Origin of the sequence: Streptomyces sp. NPDC097640 (assembly GCF_040302705.1) — a bacterium.
GTDB lineage: Bacteria > Actinomycetota > Actinomycetes > Streptomycetales > Streptomycetaceae > Streptomyces.
Genome location: NZ_JBEOSB010000014.1, coordinates 198,126 through 223,150 on the forward strand (window position 1 = coordinate 198,126; position 25,025 = coordinate 223,150).

General features: G+C 70.7%; 23 protein-coding genes and 1 pseudogene. 13 read left to right on the top strand and 11 right to left on the bottom strand.

Annotation, left to right across the window (positions count from 1 at the left end; translation table 11 throughout):
• Window positions 1–15 precede the first annotated feature (15 nt).
• Window positions 16–3,990: a trypsin-like peptidase domain-containing protein gene (locus tag ABTY62_RS23400; protein WP_352131362.1), complete on the top strand. Its 3,975-nt coding sequence runs from the start codon at window positions 16–18 to the stop codon at window positions 3,988–3,990.
• A gap of 40 nt (window positions 3,991–4,030) precedes the next feature.
• On the opposite strand, the gene ABTY62_RS23405 is transcribed toward ABTY62_RS23400, so the two are convergent.
• Window positions 4,031–4,360, bottom strand: a complete 330-nt coding sequence (locus tag ABTY62_RS23405) for a hypothetical protein (RefSeq protein ID WP_352131363.1) — start codon at window positions 4,358–4,360, stop codon at window positions 4,031–4,033.
• Window positions 4,361–4,508: 148 nt separating this feature from the next.
• Here ABTY62_RS23405 and ABTY62_RS23410 point away from each other — a divergent pair, with 148 nt between their 5' ends.
• Window positions 4,509–5,687, top strand: coding sequence for a helix-turn-helix domain-containing protein (locus tag ABTY62_RS23410; protein ID WP_352131364.1), 1,179 nt, complete (start codon window positions 4,509–4,511; stop codon window positions 5,685–5,687).
• Between the two features lie 15 nt (window positions 5,688–5,702).
• On the opposite strand, the gene ABTY62_RS23415 is transcribed toward ABTY62_RS23410, so the two are convergent.
• The gene (locus ABTY62_RS23415; protein WP_352131365.1) at window positions 5,703–6,518 is read right to left on the bottom strand and encodes an EI24 domain-containing protein; all 816 of its coding nucleotides are present in this window, start codon (window positions 6,516–6,518) and stop codon (window positions 5,703–5,705) included.
• Window positions 6,519–6,605: 87 nt separating this feature from the next.
• Window positions 6,606–7,023 (bottom strand): annotated as a pseudogene (gene tnpA / locus ABTY62_RS23420) (IS200/IS605 family transposase).
• Between the two features lie 28 nt (window positions 7,024–7,051).
• Here tnpA and ABTY62_RS23425 point away from each other — a divergent pair.
• Window positions 7,052–8,299, top strand: a complete 1,248-nt coding sequence (locus ABTY62_RS23425) for an RNA-guided endonuclease InsQ/TnpB family protein (protein ID WP_352131366.1) — start codon at window positions 7,052–7,054, stop codon at window positions 8,297–8,299.
• Between the two features lie 15 nt (window positions 8,300–8,314).
• On the opposite strand, the gene ABTY62_RS23430 is transcribed toward ABTY62_RS23425, so the two are convergent.
• Both ABTY62_RS23430 and ABTY62_RS23435 read right to left on the bottom strand, forming a co-directional pair.
• The gene (locus tag ABTY62_RS23430) at window positions 8,315–9,661 is read right to left on the bottom strand and encodes a jacalin-like lectin (protein WP_352131367.1); all 1,347 of its coding nucleotides are present in this window, start codon (window positions 9,659–9,661) and stop codon (window positions 8,315–8,317) included.
• Between the two features lie 84 nt (window positions 9,662–9,745).
• On the bottom strand, window positions 9,746–10,780 hold the full coding sequence (locus ABTY62_RS23435; protein WP_352131368.1) for a pectate lyase family protein: 1,035 nt from the start codon (window positions 10,778–10,780) through the stop codon (window positions 9,746–9,748).
• A 364-nt stretch (window positions 10,781–11,144) separates the two neighbouring features.
• Between ABTY62_RS23435 and ABTY62_RS23440 the strand changes: the two genes are divergently transcribed.
• From ABTY62_RS23440 to ABTY62_RS23465, 6 genes are all read left to right on the top strand, one after another.
• A complete protein-coding gene (locus ABTY62_RS23440) occupies window positions 11,145–11,915 on the top strand; it encodes an intradiol ring-cleavage dioxygenase (RefSeq protein WP_352131369.1) in 771 nt (256 codons plus the stop codon).
• Between the two features lie 166 nt (window positions 11,916–12,081).
• Window positions 12,082–12,795, top strand: a complete 714-nt coding sequence (locus ABTY62_RS23445; RefSeq protein WP_352131370.1) for a FadR/GntR family transcriptional regulator — start codon at window positions 12,082–12,084, stop codon at window positions 12,793–12,795.
• Window positions 12,796–12,939: 144 nt separating this feature from the next.
• A complete protein-coding gene (locus ABTY62_RS23450) occupies window positions 12,940–14,355 on the top strand; it encodes a four-carbon acid sugar kinase family protein (protein ID WP_352131371.1) in 1,416 nt (471 codons plus the stop codon).
• Complete coding sequence (locus tag ABTY62_RS23455; RefSeq protein WP_352131372.1) at window positions 14,355–15,212, top strand: class II fructose-bisphosphate aldolase; 858 nt, start codon at window positions 14,355–14,357, stop codon at window positions 15,210–15,212. The genes ABTY62_RS23450 and ABTY62_RS23455 overlap by 1 nt, the downstream gene beginning before the upstream one ends.
• 172 nt (window positions 15,213–15,384) lie before the next feature.
• Window positions 15,385–16,317, top strand: coding sequence for an NAD(P)-dependent oxidoreductase (locus tag ABTY62_RS23460; protein WP_352131373.1), 933 nt, complete (start codon window positions 15,385–15,387; stop codon window positions 16,315–16,317).
• Window positions 16,314–17,750, top strand: a complete 1,437-nt coding sequence (locus ABTY62_RS23465; protein ID WP_352131374.1) for a GntP family transporter — start codon at window positions 16,314–16,316, stop codon at window positions 17,748–17,750. The genes ABTY62_RS23460 and ABTY62_RS23465 overlap by 4 nt, the downstream gene beginning before the upstream one ends.
• 60 nt (window positions 17,751–17,810) lie before the next feature.
• On the opposite strand, the gene ABTY62_RS23470 is transcribed toward ABTY62_RS23465, so the two are convergent.
• Together ABTY62_RS23470 and ABTY62_RS23475 are read right to left on the bottom strand one after the other, a co-directional pair.
• Window positions 17,811–18,440: a Uma2 family endonuclease gene (locus tag ABTY62_RS23470; RefSeq protein WP_352131427.1), complete on the bottom strand. Its 630-nt coding sequence runs from the start codon at window positions 18,438–18,440 to the stop codon at window positions 17,811–17,813.
• Window positions 18,441–18,482: 42 nt separating this feature from the next.
• Complete coding sequence (locus tag ABTY62_RS23475; RefSeq protein WP_352131375.1) at window positions 18,483–19,439, bottom strand: helix-turn-helix transcriptional regulator; 957 nt, start codon at window positions 19,437–19,439, stop codon at window positions 18,483–18,485.
• Between the two features lie 113 nt (window positions 19,440–19,552).
• On the opposite strand from ABTY62_RS23475, the gene ABTY62_RS23480 reads away from it, so the two are divergent.
• Entirely contained in the window at window positions 19,553–20,152 is a 600-nt protein-coding gene (locus tag ABTY62_RS23480) for a DsbA family oxidoreductase (RefSeq protein WP_352131376.1), read from the top strand.
• Here ABTY62_RS23480 and arfA read toward each other — a convergent pair.
• Window positions 20,136–21,686: an arabinosylfuranosidase ArfA gene (gene arfA, locus ABTY62_RS23485; RefSeq protein WP_352131377.1), complete on the bottom strand. Its 1,551-nt coding sequence runs from the start codon at window positions 21,684–21,686 to the stop codon at window positions 20,136–20,138. The two genes, ABTY62_RS23480 and arfA, sit on opposite strands and share 17 nt — an antisense overlap.
• A 200-nt stretch (window positions 21,687–21,886) precedes the next feature.
• Between arfA and ABTY62_RS23490 the strand changes: the two genes are divergently transcribed.
• From ABTY62_RS23490 to ABTY62_RS23500, 3 genes are all read left to right on the top strand, one after another.
• Window positions 21,887–22,048, top strand: coding sequence for a hypothetical protein (locus ABTY62_RS23490; RefSeq protein WP_352131378.1), 162 nt, complete (start codon window positions 21,887–21,889; stop codon window positions 22,046–22,048).
• 71 nt (window positions 22,049–22,119) lie between these two features.
• Window positions 22,120–22,629, top strand: a complete 510-nt coding sequence (locus ABTY62_RS23495; protein WP_352131379.1) for a hypothetical protein — start codon at window positions 22,120–22,122, stop codon at window positions 22,627–22,629.
• Between the two features lie 41 nt (window positions 22,630–22,670).
• Window positions 22,671–23,177, top strand: coding sequence for a DinB family protein (locus tag ABTY62_RS23500; RefSeq protein WP_352131380.1), 507 nt, complete (start codon window positions 22,671–22,673; stop codon window positions 23,175–23,177).
• Window positions 23,178–23,186: 9 nt separating this feature from the next.
• On the opposite strand, the gene ABTY62_RS23505 is transcribed toward ABTY62_RS23500, so the two are convergent.
• The 3 genes from ABTY62_RS23505 to ABTY62_RS23515 are packed head-to-tail and all read right to left on the bottom strand — an operon-like array spanning window position 23,187 to window position 24,907.
• Window positions 23,187–23,609, bottom strand: a complete 423-nt coding sequence (locus ABTY62_RS23505; RefSeq protein ID WP_352131381.1) for a hypothetical protein — start codon at window positions 23,607–23,609, stop codon at window positions 23,187–23,189.
• Window positions 23,610–23,630: 21 nt separating this feature from the next.
• Window positions 23,631–23,858 carry a hypothetical protein gene (locus tag ABTY62_RS23510; RefSeq protein ID WP_352131382.1) on the bottom strand — a complete coding sequence of 76 codons (228 nt, stop codon included), beginning with the start codon at window positions 23,856–23,858 and terminating at the stop codon, window positions 23,631–23,633.
• Window positions 23,855–24,907, bottom strand: a complete 1,053-nt coding sequence (locus tag ABTY62_RS23515) for an alpha/beta fold hydrolase (RefSeq protein WP_352131383.1) — start codon at window positions 24,905–24,907, stop codon at window positions 23,855–23,857. The genes ABTY62_RS23510 and ABTY62_RS23515 overlap by 4 nt, the downstream gene beginning before the upstream one ends.
• Window positions 24,908–25,025: the final 118 nt, after the last annotated feature.

Consider the following 25,025-nt stretch of genomic DNA (forward strand, 5'->3'; position numbering starts at 1 on the left):
CGGGAGGGAGTTCGCATGCCGGGTCTGGACCCTGGCCGGGTCGCGGAGGTCATCGTCGCGGGCGATCACGGACGCAAGGGCAAACGCGGATCGGGGTACCTGGTCACCGACCGTACGGTGCTCACTGCCGCGCATGTGGTGGCAGATGCCGCCACCATCCACCTCCGCTTCCGAGCCGACCAGCCCGGGGCGTGGAGCGCGGACGGGGTCGTCGTATTCACAGCCCCGCACATCGATATCGCGGTGGTGTCCCTCGTGGACACCCCGGACCTGCCTCCCGTCCCAACGGCCGCCTTCGGCCGGATCATGGCCGCCGACGGCGAACTCCCCTGCTCGATGATGGGTTTCCCACGCTTCAAGCTCCGCGAGGACGCACCCGGATCGGGCTCGCGTTTCCGAGACGCCCACCACCAGCAGGGCACCATCTCCCCCTGGTCCAACACCCGCCAGAAGACCCTCTCCATCCGGGTCGACGCCCCCGCCCCGGACCCCGACCCCGAGGTGTCCCCCTGGCAGGCGATGTCGGGCGCGGCGGTGTGGAGCGAGGGCCATCTCATCGGCGTCGTCATCGAACACCACGCTTCGGAGGGCCTGGGGCGGCTCACCGCCTCACGCGTGGACCGCTGGCACGAGGCGCTGAGCGAGGCGGAGTCGGCCCAACTCTCCCTGTTCACCGACTTTCCCGCCCGGCGGGAGGGGCTGCGGGAGGTCCGCGTACCCACCGGGCGCGCGGGGCAGCGGGAGGAGGCCATACGGGCCCTGCTGAGCGCCGAACGCACGGACTCCGACGTCCAGCCGTACCGCTTCCTGGACGCCGACGCTCCTGCTCTGGAACGGGTCTACGTCCACCAGCGGGTGGTGGAACACACCGAAGCGGCTGCCCCCGAGCCCATCCCCGCCGAGGAGATCCTGGACCGGCACCGGCATGTGCTGATCGAGGGCGAGGCGGGAGCGGGCAAGTCAACGTTCACGCAACGGGTGGCGCGGCAGGGTGCGGAGCCGCCCGGGACGCGAGAACACGCCGTACGCATCCCCGCCGTCGACCTGACCCACGGCGCCCCGCTGCCCGCCCTGCTTCGTGACTCGGTGCAGCGGCGGCTCGGAGGCCACTTGGGGACCGAACTCCCCCGCGACCTCTTCGAGTCGAGCGTCGCGTCCTGGCTGCTTCTGGTCGACGGCCTGGACGAGATCGTGGACACGGCGGCGCGTCGCCGGGTGATCTCCATCGTGGCGGCCAACGCGTCAGGGCCGTACCGCTGGGTGGTCACCACCCGCTTCCTGCCCGCGCACGAGCTGTCCCCCTTGCGCGACGCGGGCCTCGCCTCGTACGCCCTCGCCCCCTTCGACGAGTCCCAGCTCCGTGAGCTGGCTCGCCGCTGGCTGGACGGGGACTCTGAGCGGGCCGAGGATTTCCTACGGGAGGTCGAGCGCAGCGGGCTACGGCAGCTGGTCCGTACGCCCCTGGTCGCGGCGATCACCCTGTCCGTCTTCCGCCGCGCCCCGGAAGCCGGGCTCCCGACCGGTCGCCCCGGCCTGTACCAGGAGTGCGTCCGCTATCTGCTCAGCGGCCGTCCGGGGGAGGAAGAACGGCGGACCCGCCTCCTCCGGGCAGTGGCGCAGACAGGTGGCTCACGGCGGCTCGCGGAGTGGCTGTACGGCGCGCGTGTCCCGCTCCTCACCGCGCTCGCCCACCACACACTGACGGCTGACGCGCCGCTGCTGGAGGAGGCGCTGCGGTGGATCGCGGAGCAGGCCGACGAGCCCACGGACTTCCTGCACGGCTGGCGCGAGGTGGTCACTGGCCTGCTGAGCGGCGCCGGGCTGTTGTTGTACGAACGGGGCTCGGGCGAGCTGCACTGGGCTCACCGCAGCTTCGCGGAGTACCTGGCCGCCCATGACACGGCGAGTCGGCTGCCCGCCGACTGGCCGGGGGCGGAGCCGCTGCGGGATGAGCTGGTCCGGGACGCGTTGCGGGGAGAGCGGCGGGACTTCGGGGTGCTGGCCATCGCGTGTTGGGCGAGGCGGGCAGGGGCCGATGCGGAGGGGTTGGTGGGGTGGCTGCTGCGGAGCAGTGACGACTACGACCTCTTTGGCATACACCAGGGGGCCAGCTTCGCCGTTGTAGGCGGGGACAGCAGTGTTCCGGACGACCACGCAGCGCTGGCCGGGCGGCTGCTGGCGGAGGGGGCGCAGGTGCCCGATGCCCTCACCACCTCGGTGCTGAACCGGCTGCTCGAGAGGGCCGGTTCTTCCTGGCACGCACAGGAGTTCTGCGCTCTGATCGCCGCCCAGCCCATGCGCGACGCGGCACACCAGGCCCTGGTGGCCATGGCCGACAACGATCGGCTCAGCATCACCGCGCGCTCAGGTGCCGTCGTTGCGCTCGGGCGCATCTTCGGTTTCGAGGCCGCGCTGGCCAAGGCCGAGCGTCTTCTGGCGTCGCGGCAGATTGAGCACATGACTTATACGTTGCCGAACTCCGGGAGAGTCTGGAGCGGTCCGGACAGTGAAGGACGGATCGCCGCAGCGCACCACCTGCTGGCCCTGGGCAGCCGGATCCACGGCCCCGTGCGACGTGTCCTCACCGATGTGTCACTGCGGGCCGACGATGACCTGGGGCGTTTCCTCCTTGGCAACTGCGCTGTCACGCTCGGCGACACGGTATCGCTGCTGCGCCTGCTGGACCTGTCCCCCGACGGTGACCGGCTGCCCGACAAGGACGACATGCGGCTACTGATCCAGGCGGGTGCGTATGACACAGCGGACTCCATGACCGACGCGCTCTTCACCATGGTCGAGGATTGGCCGCCCAATATCAGCCGCTTGCGCAAGGGCGAGCGGGAGTACTGGCTCGGGGATATCGTCCAGGCTCTGTGTGCCACTGCCGAAGCGTGCTTGTTCGCCGGACGGGATGAGGCGGCCGCGGCTGTCGCACGGCGGATCCTCGGCGCCCCTCTCCCGTCCGACGAGATGAACGCCACCCCGTACACCGTGCTGGTGCGAACGGGCGTACCGGAGCCGGCCCTCGCCGCACTTGCTCCCGGAAAGGACGGCACCTCACCCCCGCTGTACGGGCCCTACTGGGCCGAAGTCGCCCGCACGCTGTATGGCGAGGGTTATGTCGACGAGGTACGGAACGCCACGGAGGCGCGCCTCGCCCATCCCATCCCATTGGCCGAGGCGGTGGAGATCGCCAAGTACCTCATATGGGCTGGAGACCCGCGGGGTCTGGAGGCGCTGCTGACCATCGCCAACCACCCCGACACCAAGGTCTCAATTGCTCTGCGCGCGGTCCAGGACCTGCTCGGCGGCGAGTTCCACGCGGTGGCGGTCGACACGCTCATCGCACTGTCTCGGCGGCCAGTATCGGGGGGTGCGGTACTGGACATCGCCCGGCTCCTCGCCGGTGCGGGGGTGGAAGACGAGGCCGGCCGCCTCGCACTGACCCTGGTGCGCGCGTGCATGGGCGATCCCGACACCTGGGAGAGGGCGGCTCTCACCGAGCCCCTTCGGCTGCTGTCCGCACTCCGCCCCGAGGAGGGACGGGCCCTGCTGCTCGAAGCGGCCGCCTCCCCCCACCTGCCCACGCGGGACTTGGCGCATCTTGCCCGGATGCTGGAGCGGTACGGCGAGCGGGGGGCTCTGGAGGATCTGCTCCGGCGGTGGTCCGCTGTGGCCACGCACGACTACGAACTCACACAGCTCGGCGGCTTCCTGGCACGCTGCGGCAAGAAGGGCGAGGCGGCCGCCGCGTACCGGAAGGCGCTCGCGGTGCGTGCGGGCGACACCGAGCTCCGCAGTCTGTACGGGGTCAGGGAGGCCGTGGACGGGCTGCGCTCTCTCGGCGCTCCCCTCACCCCGGAAGACATCTCCGCGCTACGGACCGTGTACGCCTCACTCGCGCCGCCCGACAACTTCTCCAATCGCCAAGACGCCGAGTGGCTGGCCGCCCTGCTCGATCAGCTCACCGAAGGAGAGGACGAAGGGTAGGCCGACGTACGGTCGATGACGGTGCACGTCAGGTCTTCGGTCACGGCAAGTGCCTGTGAGGGACCAGGGTCACACCAGGCGCGAGAGTTCGGCCAGTCTTCCGCAGTCGGTCCATCGCTTCGTCACGAGCGCTGAGACCATCCGTATCGGACTGGCCACTGACGTCGGTGACATACGCGCGTGCGATCTCTTCCCGGGTGGCGACGCGCAAGTTGCCAAACGCCGCAACCCACTCGCGTGCGCCCTTCATGGGAGGTTTCATGCTGACGTCGGTGTCCCTGACGGCAACCACGATACCCACCTCGTTAGTGGCGGTGTCCATCCGGAGCTGCCCAACCTCAGGCCGCTCCGTAATCTCATCATCCGACATAAAGACGCTCCCCTGATCAGTAGCTATCACCGTCTGTACCTAGGCAACTACGGGCGGGCCGTGATCAGTTAGCACGGAACTTGCACAACGGGCGTCAGATGTCCTTAGAGACAGGGACGAACGCACTTGCGCGTGGGATGGTGGGATCATGGACAGCGCACCGTCAGCGGGCGAGAACATCGCGGTTCTGCGGAAGGTTCGCGGGATCAGCCAGACGAAACTCGCCCGTCTCATGGGTATCTCGCTCTCATACCTGAGCAAGATCGAGACCGGCCTTCGTCCGGCCACTCCGCCGCTCGTGGCTGCGGCAGCTACCGCCCTGCGTGTGACGACGGCGAGGATCTACGGCGATCCGTTCGCCGATCCGTCGAAGCAGCACGAGCTCATGAACGATCTGCGCGCTGTCATCCGTCGGCACACGTTGCCCAGAGAAGATGTTCCGCCCCCTGCGGAACTAAGCACCTCTCTCAAGAAGGCCGCACAGCTGCGGGCGGACACTGACTACCTGTCGCTGCTCCAACTCCTCCCCAGGTTGCTCGGCCAGGCGACCGCGACCGCCATGGCCTCCGGGGGCGACGCCGTGGCGTGGGGCCACGTTGCCGACGTGTACAGCTGCGCGTACGCCGTGGCGCACAGGTTTCGACAGCCGGACCTGGCCGACATGATCGTTGCCCGGCAGACATGGGCAGCACAGCAGACGTGGAATCCCAGCGCGGAAGCGGCTGCCGCGTGGAATGAGGCAGGGACGTACCAGTCAGCTGGTGAGTACGCCGACGGCCTGGCCATCGTGGAACGGGCCATCGTGCGCTACGAGTCGGCTCCAGGCAATGGCCTGGAGCACGCCGTCCACCTCGGCTCCCTCCACCTGCGCGGCGTCGTCCTGGCCTCCCGGCACAAAGACAAGAACGCCACTGCGGACCACGTACGCCGGGCGACGGCACTGGCTGCGCAGATCCCCACCGATGTTCTCCAGCACAATCTGACCTTCGGCCCCGGCAACACAGCCCTGTACGAACTGGCTGCACATGTGGAGCTGGACGCACCGGACAAGGCGGCTGAGGTAGTCGGCCCCTTACTGAAGCAGCCTCCCGCGGGTCTCAAGCCGTCCCGTGTCGGCCGGTTGGCCATCGACGCCGCTCGCGCTCGTCTCGCCACGAAGGATCTGGTGGGCGCGGAGGACGCGCTGAAGCACGCCTTCCGCGTTGCTCCGCAGATGGCGGAGATCCATCCCATGGCCAGGGAGGTCCTGCGCGTGCTCTGGACCATGCACCAGCGCAGCCGTCCGGACCTCCTGGTCATGGCAAAGCGCGCGGGGCTCGCCAGCTGACCCAGCGCGCCTCGATCAGCCCGCTGAGGGCGAGGACGAGGGGTAGTGCGCCATACGGTCGTCGTCCCCGTCCTCATCGTCATCCGCCCGCGCTTCCTCCCCCATCAGGTCGCGCGTGAACAGCGTGGCCCCCGCCACCGCCCCGGGCATCAGGAACACCGCCACCAGCGGCAGCAGGAAGGCCAGCGCCAGCGGGACGCCGAAGCCGAGGGTGAACATGCGGCGGCCCTTCAGCAGCCGACGCCGCTCCTTGAGGAGCACGCCGCGCCGCAGCAGCGCGATCGACGTGAGCTCCTCGGTGAGGAAGAAGCCCGTGACGCAGAAGGCGAGCACCGGGATCACGGTCTGGCCGATCACCGGTACGAAGCCGAGCGCGAAGAACAGCGCGCCCCAGATCGCGGCGCGCAGCAGCAGGCCGATGGCCTCGCGCAGGCCTATCCACAGCTCGCGCCACAGCGGCAGACCGGACTCGGGCGCGGTGCCGCCCTCGGAGATGTCGACCTGCTCGGAGAGGGACTCGTAAAAGGGCTGGCCGACCAGCAGCGTGACCGCGGTGAAGGTGAGGATGGCGAGGAAGAGGCATATGCCGACGAAGAGGACGGCCAGCGCGCCCCGGAAGACGTCGAGCCACGGCGAGGGCCAGCCGTCGGCGAAGGGGGTGGCCCAGTCGATGATGTCGTCGGTCCAGAAGAACAGGGCGACAAGCGCCGCCGCGTACCCGACGAGGGTGATGAGGGCGGGAATCATCCCGAACCCCCACCACCGTCCGTGCCGGGCGACCCAGCGCTGCCCCTTCACCATGTAGCCGAACCCGGCCGCAAGATCACGCATGGGGCCGTAGCTTACCGGGACTCTTGCAGAAGGCCCCAGCGTTCACGCCGGGGTTGAATGCGTCTCGGGGCTGCTCTGACCTGCGCTCTAGAGCGGGCGTTGTTGTTGTTCGATGTACTGGCGGACGATCGCCAGGGGTGCTCCGCCGCAGGATGCCGAGAAGTACGAAGGTGACCACAGGTGCCCGTGCATGATGGCGCGGTTGATGTGGCCGGTGAACTCCTGGCGGATCCGGCGGGCGGAGACGCCCTTGAGGCTGTTGACCAGCTTTGAGACGGCGACCTTGGGCGGGTAGTTAACCAGGAGGTGGACGTGATCGCGTTCGCCGTTGAACTCCTTCAGCTCCGCCTTGAAGTCCTCGCAGACCTTGCGCATGATCTCTTCGCAGCGCGTCAGCATCTCGTCGTTGACCACCCCGCGCCCATACTTCGTCACGATGACCACGTGCACATGCATCGCCGAAACGACGTGCCTGCCACCGCCTGTAGTCGTTCTGCCCATCCATGAAACCAATCGTCGTTAGGGTCTTGGGTGTGCAGCTCCGCTACAACTACCGGGCCTACCCGGACGCCTCCCAGCGCTGTGCGCTGGCGAATGCGTTCGGGTGCGCCCGCGTGGTGTGGAACGACTGCCTGCGCGATCGCAAGGAAGCGCACGCGGCAGGACTGCCGTACGTGAAGTCGGCCGAGCTGTCCCGGCTTCGCATCACCCAAGCAAAGCGCACCGAGGAACGCGCCTGGCTCGCCGATGTGTCGGCGGTCGTTCTGCAACAGTCTCTGCGGGACCTGGACACCGCCTACAAGAACTTCTTCGACTCGGTCAAGGGCAAGCGGCGGGGACGTAAGGTGGGCCCTCCCCGCTACAAATCGAAGAAAGACACCCGGCAGTCGATCCGCCTCAATGCCAACGCCTTCTCTCTCCAGGAAGACGGCACGGTGTACGTGGCCAAGGTCGGCAACCTCAAGGTCAAGTGGTCCCGGCGACTTCCGGCCGCACCCACGTCCCTGACCGTCACCAAGGACAGCTCCGGCCGGTACTTCCTCAGCTTCGTCGTGGACACCGAGCCGGACATCCTCCCATGCCTGGAGACCGACGCCGGTCTCGACCTCGGCCTGTCGGCCTTCGCCGTCCTGTCCGACGGCAGCAAGATCGACAGCCCCCGCTTCCTGCGCCGGGCCGAGAAGAAGCTCAAGCGGCTCCAGCGGGAGTTGTCCCGCAAGGTCAAGGGGTCGAAGAACCGGGCCAAGGCCCGTATCAAGGTCGCACGCCAGCATGCCAGGGTGGCGGACCGGCGCCGGGACTGGCACCACAAGGTATCCACGCAGATCATTCGCGACAACCAAGCGGTGTACGTGGAAGACCTCGCGGTGTCCGGCCTCGGGCGCACCCGGCTCGCCAAGTCCGTGCACGACGCGGGATGGTCCGCGTTCGTCGGCATGCTGGAATACAAGGCGGCTCTGCACGGCCGCACGTTCGCCAAGGTGGACCGGGCCTTCCCGTCCTCCCAGGTCTGCTCGGCCTGCGGATTCCGGGACGGCCCCAAGCCCCTGCACATCCGCACGTGGACGTGCGGCGCATGCGGCACCGTGCACGACCGCGACCACAACGCGGCCCGCAACGTCCTCTTCGAAGGACGCCGTATCGTCGCCGCCGGACGGGCGGAGACACTAAACGCCTCGTGGAGCGCCGGTAAGCCCAGGGCGAAAGTCCCGGCACAGCGCGGTGAAGCAGGAAGCCCCCGGAAGGGTCAGACGACCCAGACCGGAATCCCTGGACCTTAGAGGCCAGGGAGCACGTCAATTGGGCGTGTACACGACTCCCAGCTTGTCGATCTCGTCGCCCGCACGCCCCGTGAAGCCGGTGATCTGCCAGCCGGCGGGGGCGGTGTAGGTCACGGCGTCGGAGGTCGGTGTCCCGGCGGCGATGCGGCGCCCCGTGTCTGTCGTGAAGGCGGCGGAGAAGACACGGGTGCGGCTGTCCTTGGTGCCCCGGGTGAGGGTGGCGGAGGTGAGGTGTTCGCCGGGGGCGAGAGTGAGGGAGGTGGCGGTGCCGCCGGGGCCGCCGTGGGCGAGGGCCGTTCCGCCATCCAGGGTCAGGGAGACCGCGTCGAGGCGGGAGGCGCCGCGCAGGGTGAGGGTGCGGGGCGGAGCGGGGGTGGCGGGCAGGTCGTCGGCGTCGTTGAAGGCCGTGCCGTGGGGGCCGCCGAACTGGTCGCTGGCGCGCAGGCCCTGCGGGAGCTTCCAGGAGAAGTCGACGGTGTGCGGGTAGTGGTCGGACAGCGGCTCTCCGGCGGCGTCGAGGAAGCCGGGGTGGTCGTTGTTGTAGCGGGTGGCGGTGAGGGCGACCAGCGGGCCGGAGCGGTAGAGGACCTTGTCGACGACCTCGCAGTCGTTGGTGACGTGGTCCGGGTCGCACACCAGGGCGTCGGATCCGGCGGGCGGGGCGGAGCCGCCGCGGACGAGCTGGACCCAGGCATCGGTGAGGCCGTTGCGGCCGGTCAGGTCGCGGATGTTGTCCTCGGCGCGGGTGTAGCGGGTGTTGGTGTCGCCCATGACGATGACCGCGTTGCCGGCGGAGTTGGCGGCGATGAAGTCGGAGAGCTGGGTGATGTTGGCGCGGCGGGCGGCGAGGTCGGCGGCCGTCGTGCCCGCGTTGGTGTGCACGTTGTAGACGTCGACGTGGACGCCCTCGGCCACGCGCAGCCGCGCGAGGGAGAAGCCCTTGGGGGTGAGGCAGTCGGTGCCGTTGCACGTGGCCCACTTCACCCGCTCGAAGTCGTCGTACGGCAGGTCGGAGAGGGTGTTGAGGCCGTCGCCGAAGGGCACTCCGCCGCTGGTCGGGGTGCGGTACGGGTGGTCGTCGCCGGCGTACAGCGCAGCGTGGTAGTTGAAGTCCTCCTGGACGTTGACCAGGTCGTACGCGCCCAGGCGCGGGGAGATGAGCGGGGTGTTCTTCTCGGGGTGGCCGGAGGAAAGCCCCTCGGGCAGCCCGGCCACGTTGTAGGTGAGCACGTTGAACGAGCCGCTGTCGGGGGCGGCGGTGGGGGTGTCCACCGCCGCGGCCTGTGTGCCGCCGCCCAGCGCTGCCGTGGTCGCGGCGAGCGCCGCCGCCAGTACGATTCCCAGCCGTCCGGCACGTCTCATGTGGGGTCCTCTTCCGGAGTTCACGGGGAGTACCGCCCCGCCGGAGTCGGCTCCGGCGGGGCGGTACGGGTGTGGGGGTGGTGCTCAGAGCTTGCCGGCCCCGGCCTGCCCGGTCACCGTCGAGACGACCGACGACGCGGGCTCGGCGGTGTACGAGTACGGCGGGTTGGTGAAGCTGCCGACCTGGGAGATCTCGGTGGCAGCGCCGCCCAGGTCGTTGCCGCGCAGCACCGCGTATCCGTCCACGTCGCTGTCGCGGTTGGTGGTCACCGCCACCTGGGTGTCACGGAACACGTTGTTCTCGACGAGCATCTGCGCGCCCATCCTGGGGTGCACGGCCGTCTCCGCGCCCTGCACATAGTTGTCGTAGAAGTGTCCGGTTCCGAACCGCAGGCTCGGAATGCGCGAGTACACGTTGCTGAACCAGTTGTGGTGGTACGTCACCTTCAGGTGGCCGGTGTCCTCGCCGGCGTTGTTGTCGCTGTGCCCGACCAGGCTGCCCTTGAAGTGCTCGGCGAACTTGTTCCAGGACACGGTGATGTTGTCGGACCCGTGGTTGATGTCCAACAGGCCGTCGTAGTAGTCCTTGTCGTGGTCCCGGTCGGCCGAGAGGGTGTTGTGGTCGACCCACACCCTCGTGGACTCCTGGATCGTGATCGCGTCGGAGGGCTTCCGCGGCTTGCTGATGTTCAGGTTGCGGATGATGACATTGGTCGACTCCTTCAGCCGCAGCCCGCCGCCGGTGAAGCCGGACGACGAACCCACGCCCAGCACGGTGGTGTTGGAGCCGACGTCCACCTGGCCGGTCAGCGAGATGAGGCCGGACACCTTGACGACCTTCGCGCTGTCGCTCGCGACGGCGCTCTTGAAGGCGTCCAGGGTGGAGACGGTGGTGGCGGAGGCGTTTCCGCCGCCCGTGGTGCCCGCGCCGAAGCCGATCGGCGAGTTCTCGGCCGCGATGGCGGCCGTGGCGGCCGAGGCGGGGGTGTCGGTGGCGGCGTCGGTGGGCGCGCCCTGAGCGGAGACGGCCGAGATGGCGCCGAGGGCGAGCGCGGCCACGGCGCCCGCGGCGACAGCGGTCAGGTTGCGCCGACGGAGGATGGTGCGCTGGTCTGTCATGGGGGGAGTCCTCTCGTTTCGAGAAGATCTCCACACGGGAGGGGAGGCAAGCGCTTGCTGATTGGCGGCAAGCACGCTGGTCGCTAGGGCCGGTGGAGATCGCCAAAGGTGCGGCTCTGACGTGTTTCGACTCTGCTGCCAAGCGGGTGGTCAGTCCGCGCCAGCAGAGGGCAGCTACCACGGACGAAGCTAGTAAGCGCTTGTAGTGATGTCAACGCCCTTGCGCAGCCGTCAGCCAACCTTTCACAGAAGGGCAATCGGTTCACTCGCGTCACAAGGAGATGGCCTTAAAGGGACGTTGACGCGCCGAGACTTTGCCGAACCCACAGCACGCACACAGACATCCCTCCTAATTTGCGTGCTCATGACAGACTCATCTCACGCCCCCATCGGGCGCCGCAGAGTACTGATCGCCGGCAGCGCCGCCGCCGCGGCCGTCGGCCTGGGCACGGCCGCCGCCACCGCCACCGGCCGCGCCGAAGCCGGAAACCCCCGGGTCGCCCCCGCGGCGGCCGCCGTCTGCACCCTCACCAAGGAGCTCACCGAAGGCCCCTACTACCTCCAGCACGCGCTCGTCCGCTCCGACGTCTCGGAGGGCAAGCCCGGGATCCCGCTCCAGCTCACCCTCACCGTCGTCGACAACGCCTCCTGCGCGCCCCTCAACAAGGCGCTCGTGGAGATCTGGTACTGCGACGCGCTCGGCGAGTACTCCGGCTTCGTCGGCAACAACGGCCACCAGGAGCCGGACAACGGCAAGTTCCTCCGCGGCGGTGTGCTCACCGGCGCCGACGGGGTCGCCAAGCTCACCGGCATCTACCCCGGCTGGTACCGGGGCCGCTGCATCCACATCCACCTCAAGGTGCACACCGACGTCACGCTCACCTCCGACGGCTCGTTCACCGGCGGCAACGAGCTCCACACCGGCCAGCTCTTCTTCTCCGAGACCGTCACCCAGGCCGTCGCGAAGCTCTCCCCGTACTCCACCAACACCGTCCCCCGCACCACCCTCGACGCCGACGGGATCTACGACGGCGGCGGGGCCTCCTCCGGCCTGCTGACCCTGACGGCGCTCGGCTCGTCGCCCTCGGCGGGTTACCAGGGCACGCTCACGGTCGGCGTGGACCCGGACGCCTGAGCGGCCCGCCCCCTCACCCCTTCCGGCCCCCGCCCGGCGCGCCGCCCACGGCCCGGCGGGGGCCGTTTTTTGCCTCGGGGGGTTGACGAGCACTGAAACCCTGCCTACCTTCGCTGAGACATCAGATGTCTGATGTCTGATGCACACGGCAAGGAGGTCGACAGCAATGCCGCTGTCCGACGACATCGCCGAGCGACTGCTGTCCGCGATCATCGACGGCCACTACCCGCCCGGCACCGCGCTCCCCCCGGAGGCCGTGCTGGCCGAGCAGCACGAGGCCAGCAGGCTCACGCTCCGCGAGGCGATCAAGGTTCTGCGGTCGCAGAACATCGTCCGCATCCACCGCGGCCGGGGCACCTACGTCAACACGCCCGACCAGTGGACCGCGCTGGAGCCGATGATCCGCGCCGCTGCCGCCGGGCCCCGGACGGGCGGCGCGGTCTCCGAGAAGCTGATCGAGGCCCGGCGGATGATCGAGGTCGGGGCCGCCCAGCTGGCCGCCGCCCGGCGCTCGGCGGACGACCTGGCGCAGCTCGACGAGTTGCTGGAGGAGATGCGGGCCGCCGCGCGGGCCGGGGACACCGAGCAGTTCGTCGAGGCGGACATCGCCTTCCACGACGTGGTGATGCGGGCCTCGGGCAACGCCTTCGTCCCCCTCCTCTTCGAGCCCTTCGGCAGGCTGCTCGTCGAGGGCCGCCGGCAGACCTCGGCCGTGCCCCAGATCCGTACGAACGCCATCCAGCACCACGAGGCCGTCCTGGACGCGCTGCGCGCGGCGGATCCGGAGCGGGCCCGGCGCGCGATGGACGACCACATGGCGCAGACGACGGACGATCTGCGTACCCACGTCATGCGGGTCGACCAGCAGCAGGACGCCTGAGCCGACTGCTTCACCCCGCCTCACCCCGCCTCGCCGGACGCACCACTGCCCGGGCACCACTTCCCGGGCCCGCCCCCAGCACACCCGAGGGGGCCGGGCCACGGCCCCGGCCTGCCCGGACACCGCACGAAAGAAGATCCACCGATGTCCCAGACCCTCCACTTCCCCGAGGCGCACGAGCTGCCCCCGCCCTGCGAGGTGACCCCCGCCGAGGTGGCCGCCGCCCTCGCCGCGGACCGCCGCCTGGTCGTGCTCGACGACGACCCGACCGGCACCCAGACCGTCGCCGATGTGCCCGTCCTCACCACCTGGACGGTCGAGGACCTGCGGTGGGCGCTGCGCCAGGACAGCACGGCCTTCTTCGTGCTCACCAACACCCGCAGCCTCGACCCGGACGCGGCCGCCGCCCGCAACCGTGAGGTCGTCCGCGCCCTGGCCCAGGCGTCGGCCGCCGAGGGCATCGGCTACGTACTGGCCAGCCGCGGCGACTCCACGCTGCGCGGACACTTCCCGCTGGAGACGGACGTCCTGGCCGACGAGGTGCCCGTGGACGGCGTCGTGCTCGTCCCCGCGTACATCGAGGCCGGCCGGCTCACGGCCGACTCGGTGCACTGGATGCGTACGGCGGAGGGGATGCTGCCGGTCGGGCGGAGCGAGTTCGCGCGCGACGCCACGTTCGGCTACGCCAACTCCCGGCTCCCGGAGTGGATCGAGGAGAAGACCGGCGGCCGGGTGGCCGCGGCCGACGTGCTGCGCATCACGCTGGAGGACCTGCGGGTGCGCGGCCCCGAGCACGTGGCCGGGCTGCTGGGCTCGCTGCGCGAGGGCCGGACGGCCGTCGCCGACGCCCTGACCGACGACGACCTGCGCGTCCTCGCCCTCGCCTCGGCCAGGGCGGAGGCCGGCGGCGCCCGGCTGCTGTACCGCTGCGGCCCCTCCTTCGTACGGGCCCGCGCGGGCCAGGCCGCCCGCGCCCCGCTGACGGCGGCCGAGCTCCGGGCGGGACGGGACGCAGCCGCCCCGGCGGGCCACGGCCTGATCGCCGTCGGCTCGCATGTGGGGCTGACCACCCGCCAGTTGGACCGGCTGCGCGAGCGCGGCGGCATCGCCGAGTTCGAGCTCGACGTGCCCGCCCTGCTCGACGAGGGGCGCCGCGCCACGCACATCGCCGAGGTGGCGAAGGCCTGCGCCCGGGCGCTGGAGGGCGGCGAGGTCGTGGTGCGCACCACCCGCTCGGTCGTCACCGGCGCCGACGCGGACGACTCGCTCGCCATCGCCCGGAGCGTGTCCGCCGCGCTGGTCGAGACCGTACGGGCGGTCACCGCCGAGCGGCGGCCCGCGTTCGTCGTCGCCAAGGGCGGCATCACCTCCAGCGACATCGCGACCGAGGGCCTGGAGATCCGCCGGGCCTGGGCCCGCGGCACCCTGCTCCCCGGCATCGTCTCGCTCTGGGAGCCCGAGTCCGGCCCCAGCGTGGGCATCCCGTACATCGTCTTCGCCGGCAACGTCGGTGACGACAACGCCCTCGCCGACGCCATCGACCTGCTCCGGAGCCGATGATGCTGCTGCATGGAACCGACGCCCTGACCGCCGCCGCCCGCGATGGCCGGGCGATACCGGGCTTCGTCGCCTACAACCTCGAGACCGTGCAGGGCATCGTCGCGGCGGCCGAGGCCGCCGGCCGGCCGGTGCTGCTCCAGGCCGGGTCGAGCGCCTTCAAGCACGCGGGCCGCGAGGCCCTGATGGCCCTCGCCCTCGACGCCGCCCGGCGCTCGGACGCCGAACTCGGTGTGCATCTGGACCACAGCCGGGACCTGGAGGAGATCACCGCCTGCGTCGAGGCGGGCTACACCTCGGTCATGGTCGACGGCTCGCACCTCCCCTTCGCGGAGAACGTGGCGCTCACCCGCAAGGCCGTCGAGCGCGCGCACGCCGCGGGCGTCTGGGTCGAGGCCGAACTCGGCGCGCTGGCGGGCGACGAGGACGTCTCGACCGACGCGCGGGCTGCCGGCGGCTCCATGACCGACCCGGAGCAGGCCGCGGAGTTCGTGGCCGCGACGGGTGTGGACGCGCTGGCGGTCGCGGTCGGAAACGTCCACGGCTTCACGGCCGAGCCGGTACGGCTGGACCTGGACCGCCTGGAGCGCATCCGTAACGTCGTCCCGGTGCCCCTGGTGCTGCACGGCGCGAGCGGGCTGCCCGAGGAGCAGCTGCTCGGGGCGGTGCGGCGCGGCGTGGCCAAGGTGAACGTCAACGCGGAGCTGCGGCGGGCGTACTTGGACGCGGTGGCCGCGGCCCTGCCCGGCGCGCTGCCCGGCTCGGATGTCGTGTCGACATGGGCCGCGGGGCGGGAGGCGGTCGCCGCCACCGCGCTCCGGATCACGCGGAAGCTGTCGCCGGCCACTTCGGCGGCGTAGGCCCGCTCCCCTTCTGCAACTTCTGCAACGTAGCTCGGGCCGGGCGCGACCCGCACCGGCCCGGGCCAACCCCTCACAGACGCTGAGCGCGGGCGTCCTCCAGCGGCGACAGCCCCGCTGTGCCCTCTCATGCCTTTTCTCGTCCCCTCCCCCTCCCTCCCAAGGAACCCGCATGTCCACATCCGCTTCCCCAGCAACATCCACACCCCGGACCGCGGTCATCGGCCTGGGCGCCATGGGGCTGCCCATGGCCCAGCGGCTGGCCGGGGCGTTCCCGGTGGCCGTGTTCGACATCGCGGCCGAGCGCCGCGCGCTCGCCGTCGAGCACGGGGCCACCGAGGCCGCCACCCCGGCCGAGGCGGCCCGCGACGCCGATGTCGTCGTGCTGGCCGTACGCGACCAGGCCCAGGTCGACGGCGCGCTGTTCGGCGACTCGGGCGCCGCCGCGACGCTGAAGGCCGGGGCCGTGGTGGTCCTGACCAGCACCGTCGGCCCGGAGGCGGCCCGCGCGACCGCCGCCGCCCTCGCCGAGCGCGGCGCGGACGTACGGCTCGTGGACGCCCCGGTCAGCGGCGGCCCGACCCGCGCCGGTAACGGCGATCTGCTGATCGTGGTCGGCGCGGAGCCTGCCGCCCTGGAGGCGGCCCGCCCGGTGCTCGACCGGCTCGCCTCCACCCTGACGGTCATCGGCGACAAGCCCGGCGACGGCCAGGCCCTGAAGGCCATCAACCAGCTGCTGGCGGGCGTGCACATCGCCGCCGCGGCCGAGGCGGTGGCCCTGGCGCGCGGCCTCGGCCTCGACCCGCAGACGGTCATCGACAGCCTGAGCCAGGGCGCGGCGGGCTCGTTCATGTTCGCCGACCGCGGTCCGCGCATGGCGCAGGTGTACGGGGACGACGCGGACTCCGTCGAGGTCCGCTCCCGCCTCGACATCTTCGTCAAGGACATGGGCATCGTGACCGGCATCGCGAAGCACGCGCATGTGCCGGTGCCGCTGGCCTCGGCGGCCGAGCAGCTGTATCTGCTGGGCGAGCGGGCAGGGCTCGCGGCCCGCGACGACTCCTCCATCGTGACCGTCCTGTCCCCGAGAGGAGAAGACCGATGAGCCACGGCGCGCTTCTGGCGGTGGCGGCGGGGGGCGTGGCCCTCCTGCTGCTGATGATCATCAAGGCGAAGATCCAGCCCTTCGTCGCCCTGGTCGTGGTGTCCATCGGGGTGGCGCTCACGGCGGGTGTCCCGGCCGCGGAGCTGGTGGCCACCATCGAAGAGGGCATGGGCTCGACGCTCGGCCACATAGCCACGATCATCGCCCTCGGCGCGATGATCGGCCGCATCATCGAACTGTCCGGCGGCGCCGCGTCCTTGGCGCACTCGCTCATGGACCGCTTCGGCGAGCGGCGCACCCCGCTCGCCCTCACCGCGGCCGGATTTCTGCTCGGCATCCCGGTGTTCTTCGAGGTCGGCCTGATCATCCTGATGCCGATCGCGTACGGCGTGGCCCGCGCGTCGCGCAAGCCGCTGCTGGTGTACGCCCTGCCGATGGGCGCGGCGATGCTCACCGTGCACGCCTTCCTGCCGCCGCACCCCGGCGCGGTGGCGGCGGCCACGACGATCGGCGCCGACCAGGGCTGGGTGCTGCTGTTCGGCATCCCGGTGACGGCGGTCGTGATCCTGCTGGGCTATCTGCTCGCCAAGCGGATGACACGCCGCGAGTACCCGATGACGGCCGATGTGTACGCGAAGGTGTTCGGCGCCGGGGACGGGGCCGAGAACGAGGCCGGATCCGAGGCCGGGCCCGAGTCCGGGTCCGAGTCCGGGCCCCAGGCCGGGCCCGCGCCCAAGGCCGTGGTCGAGGGCGCGGAGAACCCGCCGTCCTTCGGCATGGTGGTGAGCCTCATCGTCACCCCGATCGTCCTGATCCTGCTCGGCACCATCGGCACCAACTTCCTCGCCGAGGGCTCCACCCTCCGCGCCGTCCTCACCGTCCTGGGCGCCCCGATGGTCGCGCTGCTCGTCGCGGCGGCGCTCGCCGCGTACTTCCTGGGCGCCCGGCGCGGCTGGTCGAGCGCCCGTATCTCCGAGGTCATGGGCTCGGCGCTGCCGGGCGTGGCCATGGTGATCCTGGTGGCGGGCGCGGGCGGTGTGTTCGGCAAGGTGCTGGTGAAGACCGGCATCGGCGACGCCGTGGCCGACGTCCTGGACCGTACGGGCCTGCCGCTGCTGGCCCTGGCCTTCGCGATGACGATGCTGCTGCGCGCGGTGCAGGGCTCCACCACGGTGGCCCTGGTCACCACGGCCGGCCTGATCACCCCGCTGCTCCAGCGCACCGACCTGTCCCCGCAGCAGCTGGCCCTGGTCTGCCTGGCGATGGGCGCGGGCGGCCTGTCGGTCTCGCACATCAACGACGCGGGCTACTGGATGTTCACCCGCCTGGTCGGCCTGGATGTCGGCGACGGCCTGCGCACCTGGACCGTCCTGACGACGGCGATGGGCGTGGCGGGCTTCCTGCTGACGAGCCTGCTCTGGCTGGTCGTTTAGCGGGTACCGCGACAAGACGGACGTGTGTGCCTGGCCTCGACGGGGTCAGGCACACACGTCTTACGATCCGTCTTCGTCTTCGTCTTCGGAGGCCACGAAAGCCGCGGTGTCGAGCTCGCAGTCGAACGGAGCGGGGATGTGTACCTTCTCACCGAACGGCACGGTGAGGTGCGAGACATAGCCCCTTGGGGACGGCGTCCAGAAGACGGTCGTCGTCTCGTTCTGCATGTCGAGCAGGAGGTATACGGGAACACCACTCTTGCCGTAGACCTCTGCCTTGTCACTCAGGTCGTTGGCGCGGGTCGCGATCGAGGTGAGTTCGGCGACGAGAGAGAGGGCGTCACCGGGGATATAGCGCGACGTGGTCCGGAAGGCCGCCACGTCGGCTACGTAAATGTCCGGCCCATAGCCACGCTCCGACGCGGGGAACGTGAAGAGGTACGGAGTGCTCGCGGCCTTGTGCCCCTCCGGCGCGAAGGGCTGCAGGTGCTCACAGATCGTCCAGATGATCGGCGCGTAGTACCCCTGAGACCACGGCGACACGACGATGCTCCCCCTGATGATTTCCGCCCGGTAGCCATCGGGCACGTGCAACTCGGGCAGCAGCCTGCAGAGATCCTCGAAGGACCCCGCCTTCGACGCCTCTCCCCCACTCGATGCCTTTATCGTCTCCGTCGGGCGATCGATCATGATGGTCACCGCATGCCTCCTGCCGAGGACTGATCCTGCCACTCAGCGTAGTCGCCTGAACTGACATTCCCCCGCCGGATCACCCAATCCGGTGAAAGGCCCGCTACCCGGTTCCGACATCGCCTGCGTGCCGATCACCGCCAGCAGGCTCAGCTTGTCCGCCGCATCCGTGCCCGGGGCGGCGGTGTGGATGACGACGTGGAGGTCGCTGCCGGGGGCGTTGAGGACGTCGCAGTCGAGGACGAGCGGGCCGACGTCGGGGTGGTGGACGGTCTTGGTGTCCATGGTGTGGCTGCCCACCGCGTGGGCGTCCCAGAGCCGGGCGAAGTGGTCGCTGGTGCGGCGCAGGTCGGCGACGAGGGTGCGCAGGTCCCGGTCGGCGGGGTAGTGGGCGGTGGCGGAGCGCAGGTCGGCGACGGTGGCGGTCTCGAAGCGGGCCTGTTGTTCGGGGGTGTGGGTCACGCGGTCGGGGCGTCCGGTGAAGTGGCGCCACAGGACATTGCGCTCGCGCTCCGAGCGCCCGGAGGGGTCGCCGTGCAGCGCGGCGTACAGCTGGTTCCAGGCGATCAGGGTCCACGCCGCGTCGTACACCCCGACCGGGGTGGCCCGCATCTGGTCGAGCATGCGCTGGACGCCGGGGGTGAGGTGGGACGAGATGCGGTCGGTGGTGGGCGCGGGCCGGCCCGCGAGCAGGAACAGGTGGCGGCGTTCCGGTTCCGACAGCCGCAGGGCGCGGGCGAGGGCGGTGAGGATCTGGGGGGACGGGGAGGTCGCGCGGCCCTGTTCGAGGCGGATGACGTAGTCGACGGACATCCCCGCGAGCTGGGCCAGTTCCTGGCGCCGCAGCCCCGGCGCGCGGCGCACACGCCCGGCCGGCAGGCCGACCGTCGCCGGGTCCAGCCGGTCGCGCCAGCGGCGCAGCGCGCCCGCGAGGTCGCCGGCCGCGTCGTCTCCTCCGGGCTGTCCGGTGTTCCCGTCTCCGCTCGCCGTCCTGCTCATCGCTCCAGTATCCGGCCGGGGGCCGCGGGCGTCCCGCCCCCAGCCTGGTATCGCTTTTACCAGGAAGAGCCTTGTACTTCCTGTCCCTTCCCGCCACGCCGAGGCTGATGGGCATGCGAACCAAACGCCGTGTTGAGATCGCCCTGGACCTCGTCTGTGTCCGTTGCTACCTCGGCTTCACCCGCCTCACCCGGGCCGCCGGCGGCGAGGCCGAGTTGACCATCCGCCCGTTCCAGGCCGAGCCCGACGCGCCGTCCGCCGGTGAGCCGCTGTTCGAGGTCTGGCGGCGGACCCGGGGCGAGGCGTTCGTCCGGCAGGTCGCCTCCGACACCTCCTTCGGCGTGGCGGACGGCCTGGACCTGCGCTTCGAACGCGCCCTGTTCACCAACACCTTCGAGGCTCACCGGCTGGTCGCCCGCGCCTCCGCCCAGGGGCTCGGCGAGCGGATGGCGGAGCGGCTGTTCCGGGCGTACTTCACCGACGGGCTGCTGATCTCCGACCGCACCACCCTGGCCCGGCTGGCCGCCGAGACCGGGGTGGTGGCAGCCGCCGAAGCAGCCGCGCTGCGCGCCGAACTCGACCGCGTACGGGCGCTCGGCGTTGACGTCGACGCCGTACCGTACGTGACCTTCGAGGACGGAACCGTCCTCGAAGGCGCGCAGCCGGAGGAGGCCTACCGCGCGGCGCTGACCGCGCTCACCCCAGCCGGATGACGTTCCAGGACATCGGCTCCAGCGTGGCCCGCAGCACCCCGTCCGCCAGGGCCGTGCCGGTCGCGGTGTGCGGAGTGACGCGCTCCGGCTCGGCCAGGGTGTTACGGGCCTCGGGGTCGGCGTCCGCGAGGACGCTGTGCTCGACGACGCGAGCCACGGCGAGCCCGCGCAGGTCCACCTCCAGCGGCAGCGGCCGCGTCTGGTCGCGGTTGACGACGAAGACGGTGACCTCGCCGCTCTCCTCGTCCGCGACGGCGGTGGCGTGCAGCAGCGGCACCTCGCCGTACTTGGCCGTCTCGTACGTCGGGCTGTCGACGTTGACCTGGAGGACCCGCCCGCGCCCGTGGCGGGAGGCCTGGGCGAACGGGAAGAAGGTGGTCTGCTTCCAGGCCGGGCCGCCCGGCTCGGTCATGATCGGCGCGATGACGTTGACGAGTTGGGCGAGGCAGGCGACGGTGACCCGGTCGGCGTGGCGCAGCAGCGCGATGAGCAGCGAGCCGAAGACGACGGCGTCGGTGACGGAGTAGTTGTCCTCCAGGAGCCGGGGGGCCTCGTCCCAGTTGGGCGGCTCGGCGCCGTGGAAGCGGGTCAGGTACCAGACGTTCCACTCGTCGAAGGAGAGGTTGATCTTCTTCTTGGACTTCAGCCGGGCGCCCACATGGTCGCAGGTGGCGACCACGTTCTCGATGAAGGACTCCATGTCGACGGCCGAGGCGAGGAAGGAGTCGCGGTCGCCGTCGAGCTCTTCGTAGTAGGCGTGCAGGGAGATGTAGTCGACGAGGTCGTAGGTCTCCCGCAGGACCGTCGCCTCCCACTCCGCGAAGGTCGGCATGGACTGCGAGGAGCTGCCGCAGGCGACCAGCCGCACATCCGGGTCGATCTGCCGCATCGCGCGGGCGGTCTCGGCGGCCAGCCGCCCGTACTCCTCGGCCGTCTTGTGGCCGGTCTGCCAGGGCCCGTCCATCTCATTGCCCAGGCACCACAGCCGGATGTCGTACGGGGCCTTGTCGCCGTGCGCGGCGCGGCGGTCGGACAGGGCGGTGCCGGAGGGGTGGTTGGCGTATTCCTGGAGCTCCAGCGCCTCGGCCACGCCGCGCGTGCCGAGGTTGAGCGCCATCATCGGCTCGCTGTCGACCTTGCGGAGGAAGTCGATGTACTCGCCGAGGCCGAAGCGGTTGGTCTCGGTCGACCGCCAGGCCAGGTCCAGGCGGCGCGGCCGCTCGTCGACCGGGCCGACGCCGTCCTCCCACTTGTAGCCGGAGACGAAGTTGCCGCCCGGGTAGCGGATGACGGTCACCCCCAGCTCGCGGATCAGCTCCAGGACGTCGGTGCGCAGCCCGGCGTCGTCGGCGGTGGGGTGGCCGGGTTCGTAGATGCCGGTGTAGACGCAGCGGCCGAGGTGTTCCACGAACGACCCGAACATGCGCGGGTCGACGTCGCCCACGGCGAAGGCGGGGTCGAGGGTGAAGCGGGCCGGTCGGGCGGGAGCGGGGGTGTCGGCGGCGGTGCGGTTGCTGGGGGGCGTCGGCTGCATTGAGGCGTCTCTCTCCTGCGCTGGCGCGCTGTCGCTTGGTCGCTTGTCCGAGATCTCGGATACCGATCGCAACTTCGAACGAGACGGTAAGATCTCGCTCCCGCGCGCGTCAACGCCTCGCGCGGTGCGGAAACGCCCGGAGCGACTGTCGGGGGCGCGCGAGAGACTTCCTGTGCTGCCATCTGCCCCAGGAGGCCCGCGTGTTGAGCCCCAGCCTCGAGGAGTTCCTCGGCCACCCCGAGCACGACGCCGGTCACTCGATCCCCGCCACGCTCGTCCAGATCGCCGGCTTCGCCGTCCCGATGGTCTTCACCATCCGCTACGCCGCCCACGTCCGGGCCAAGGCCGCGCGGCCGGCCTGATGACCCCGTGATTCACTTGCCTCGACTGGAAGGCATGTGTCGCGACAACTCACCAACGGGGAACTCGAATCATGACTGACGTCTATTCACCCATCCCGGAACTGAACCTGCTCAAAGAGTTCGAGAACCGGCTCGGTCGGGTCTGGTACTCGGCGGGGTTCGAACTGCGCGAGTACGGCGTGGACGCCGGTCTGCACACCTGGTCGGAGGATCCGGAGTTCCTGGACGGCTTCATCCCCTTCGCGCTGGCCACCCGCTCCGGTTCCCACTACGCCCTGTGGCACTGTGACGATCGGACCGACCTCGCCGCCCTGCCTATCGTCTTCGTCGGCGACGAAGGAGACCTCTACGTCGTCGCGCGGAATCTGCTGGAGCTGTTCCAGCTCCTGACCATCGACGACGAGACCTTGAACCCCGACTTCGTCGAGCAGCACACCGAGGGCCACCCGCAATACCTCACCTGGCTGCACGAGACCTTCGGGCTGCGGCCGCCGGAGGACCTCGACGCGCTCCGGGCCGGGCTCAAGGAACCCTACGAACAGTTCGAGACGTGGGCGAGCCGGTTCGTCGAGCTGGACTGAAAGCCTCCGCGAGCATCAGCCCGTACGAAAGGGACTCACCCGTGACCACCGAACGCCCCCGCATACCCACCACCGCGGACGAGCGCGAGACGCTGCGCGGCTTCCTCGACTTCCACCGGGCGACCCTCGCCGGGAAGTGCGACGGCCTGTCCGACGAGGAACTGCGGCGCCAGTCGATGCCGCCCTCGACGCTCTCGCTGCTCGGGCTGGTGCGGCACATGGCCGAGGTGGAGCGCAACTGGTTCCGCCGGGTGATCGACGGCGAGGACATCCCGCTCGTGTGGTCGGACTCGTTCGACTTCCAGGCCGCCTACGACGCGCGGGAGGCCACGCGGGCGGAGGCCTTCGCGGCGTGGCAGGCGGAGGTGGAGCACTCGCGACGGATCGAGGCCGCGGCGGAGTCGCTCGATGTGACCGTCCACGCCGCGCGGTGGGGCACGGACGTGTCGCTGCGCACGGTGATGATGCACGTCATCCTGGAGTACGGGCGGCACAACGGCCACGCCGACTTCCTGCGCGAGGGCGTCGACGGGACCGTTGGCGTCTGACGCCGGCGCTCACCGGCTCACCAGCCGCACCTCCATCTGGCGCTCCTGATCGCCGGCGACCCGGCCCCGCTCCTCGATGGCGAAGGCGCGGGCCAGGACCTCGCGCATCTGCTCCACCTGGCACGGGCAGCCCTGGAGGTCTGCCGTGATGGGGGCGGTCAGGGTGGTGGGCTCGGGCTCCGGGTGGCTCGGGGTCACCTCGAAGGTCGAGGTCCACACCACCGGGTGGCCCTCGAGCATGTGCTCCGGCAGGCCTGCGTACGCCTCGTCGGAGCGGTAGCACCGGTGCAGTACGTCAAAGACCGCGTCGGCGTCGTCCCGCGAGATTCCGGTGAGGGTCACCAGGACATGCTCGGCGTGCCATTCCACGTTGGCCATGGCGGGCACCTTCTTCACTGATGCGCTGAGCTGATCGATTGTCCCTACATTCATGTTCGCAGCTTTTGCGCGGTTTCACCCGGATGGCTCGTCCGGAGTCGGATGCGCGCCGTCGTCGCGGCCGTCCGGTGCTCCGTATCGGCCCGCACCGCCGCCCCAGTCCGGGCCGCCCCAGTCCGGGCCGCCCACATCCAGGCCACCCACATCAAGCGGGTCCGGACCGTCGTGTACCTGCTGGTCCGGCAGATCCCTCGGTACGGCGTGGGCATGGTTCCCGGGCGCTTCCAGTCGTCGGTCAGTCACTGCCGGTTCCCTTCGTCAGCGGACGGACCCTCCAGGTACCCCGAGCGCCCGGGGCTACGCCGTCGGGCGGGCAGGGAGGCGAGCCAGTCGGTCAGGTGGCGGTTGACCTCCTCGGGGCGTTCCTGCTGGATCCAGTGGCCGCAGCCGTCGAGGATGTGCGAGGAGCGCAGGCCGGGGAGGGTGGCGGGGTAGGCGTCGATCGCGGCGGTCAGCCAGGTGGTGGAGGCGTCCAGGGCGCCGCCGAGGAACAGCGACGGCTGGGTGATGGGGGCGCCGTCGAAGTCGGCGAGGTCCTCCCAGTCCCGGTCCATGTTGCGGTAGCGGCCCAGGGCGCCGCCGAGCCCGGTCCGCTCGAATTCTCCGGCGTAGAAGTCGAGGTCGTCCTTGCCGAGCCAGGCGGGCAGCCGGTCCGCGGGGAACCGGTCGCGCAGCGTCCCGCCGCGGCTCACGAAGTGCGGGTCGGGGGTGCCGGGCGCGGGCATGGTGTCGCCGGACAGGGCGGCGTAGAAGCCGCCGAGCCAGCCGCGGACGTCCGGCTCGATCTCGGCCTCGGCCCGGCCGGGCTCCTGGAAGTAGGAGACGTAGAACTCCTCCTCCCCGCCCATCCCCGCGAAGATCTCGCTGGGCCGCGGTCCGCCGCGCGGGGCGTAGGGGACGCTCAGCAGGCCGACCGCGCGGAAGACGTCGGGCCTGACCAGGGCGGAGTTCGCGGCGATGGTCGCCCCCCAGTCGTGGCCGACGATCACCGCGGTGTCCTCGCCGAGCGCGTGCACCACGGCGGCGCCGTCCTCGACCAGGTCGAGCATCCGGTACGCGGCCACGCTCTCCGGCTTCGAGGACCGCCCGTAGCCGCGCACGTCGACGGCGACCGCGCGGTACCCGGCCGCGGCCAGCGCCGGCAGCTGACGGCGCCAGGAGTACCAGGACTCCGGGAAGCCGTGCACCAGCAGCACCAGCGGCCCGGTGCCCTGCTCCACCAGGTGGATCCTGCCTGCGGGGGTCGGGACCATGCGATGGGTGACGTCCATGGCCTGGGCGGGCTGCGACATGACTTCTCCGTCCGGAACTGCGATGTGCCGGCCGCCCGATCTGCCAGGTGCCGGGCGCGGCGGCTCGTTGCGGCGATCCTGCGCCGGATGCCGCCCCGCCGCGAGCCCTGTTGCCGGT

Coding starts and splice junctions, on each gene's coding strand:
- ABTY62_RS23400 (WP_352131362.1), top strand. CDS start 16: ATGCCGGGTCTGGACCCTGGCCGGGTCGCGGAGGTCATCGTCGCGGGC.
- ABTY62_RS23405 (WP_352131363.1), bottom strand. CDS start 4,360: ATGTCGGATGATGAGATTACGGAGCGGCCTGAGGTTGGGCAGCTCCGG.
- ABTY62_RS23410 (WP_352131364.1), top strand. CDS start 4,509: ATGGACAGCGCACCGTCAGCGGGCGAGAACATCGCGGTTCTGCGGAAG.
- ABTY62_RS23415 (WP_352131365.1), bottom strand. CDS start 6,518: ATGCGTGATCTTGCGGCCGGGTTCGGCTACATGGTGAAGGGGCAGCGC.
- ABTY62_RS23430 (WP_352131367.1), bottom strand. CDS start 9,661: ATGAGACGTGCCGGACGGCTGGGAATCGTACTGGCGGCGGCGCTCGCC.
- ABTY62_RS23435 (WP_352131368.1), bottom strand. CDS start 10,780: ATGACAGACCAGCGCACCATCCTCCGTCGGCGCAACCTGACCGCTGTC.
- ABTY62_RS23440 (WP_352131369.1), top strand. CDS start 11,145: ATGACAGACTCATCTCACGCCCCCATCGGGCGCCGCAGAGTACTGATC.
- ABTY62_RS23445 (WP_352131370.1), top strand. CDS start 12,082: ATGCCGCTGTCCGACGACATCGCCGAGCGACTGCTGTCCGCGATCATC.
- ABTY62_RS23450 (WP_352131371.1), top strand. CDS start 12,940: ATGTCCCAGACCCTCCACTTCCCCGAGGCGCACGAGCTGCCCCCGCCC.
- ABTY62_RS23455 (WP_352131372.1), top strand. CDS start 14,355: ATGCTGCTGCATGGAACCGACGCCCTGACCGCCGCCGCCCGCGATGGC.
- ABTY62_RS23460 (WP_352131373.1), top strand. CDS start 15,385: ATGTCCACATCCGCTTCCCCAGCAACATCCACACCCCGGACCGCGGTC.
- ABTY62_RS23465 (WP_352131374.1), top strand. CDS start 16,314: ATGAGCCACGGCGCGCTTCTGGCGGTGGCGGCGGGGGGCGTGGCCCTC.
- ABTY62_RS23470 (WP_352131427.1), bottom strand. CDS start 18,440: ATGATCGATCGCCCGACGGAGACGATAAAGGCATCGAGTGGGGGAGAG.
- ABTY62_RS23475 (WP_352131375.1), bottom strand. CDS start 19,439: ATGAGCAGGACGGCGAGCGGAGACGGGAACACCGGACAGCCCGGAGGA.
- ABTY62_RS23480 (WP_352131376.1), top strand. CDS start 19,553: ATGCGAACCAAACGCCGTGTTGAGATCGCCCTGGACCTCGTCTGTGTC.
- arfA (WP_352131377.1), bottom strand. CDS start 21,686: ATGCAGCCGACGCCCCCCAGCAACCGCACCGCCGCCGACACCCCCGCT.
- ABTY62_RS23495 (WP_352131379.1), top strand. CDS start 22,120: ATGACTGACGTCTATTCACCCATCCCGGAACTGAACCTGCTCAAAGAG.
- ABTY62_RS23505 (WP_352131381.1), bottom strand. CDS start 23,609: ATGAATGTAGGGACAATCGATCAGCTCAGCGCATCAGTGAAGAAGGTG.
- ABTY62_RS23515 (WP_352131383.1), bottom strand. CDS start 24,907: ATGTCGCAGCCCGCCCAGGCCATGGACGTCACCCATCGCATGGTCCCG.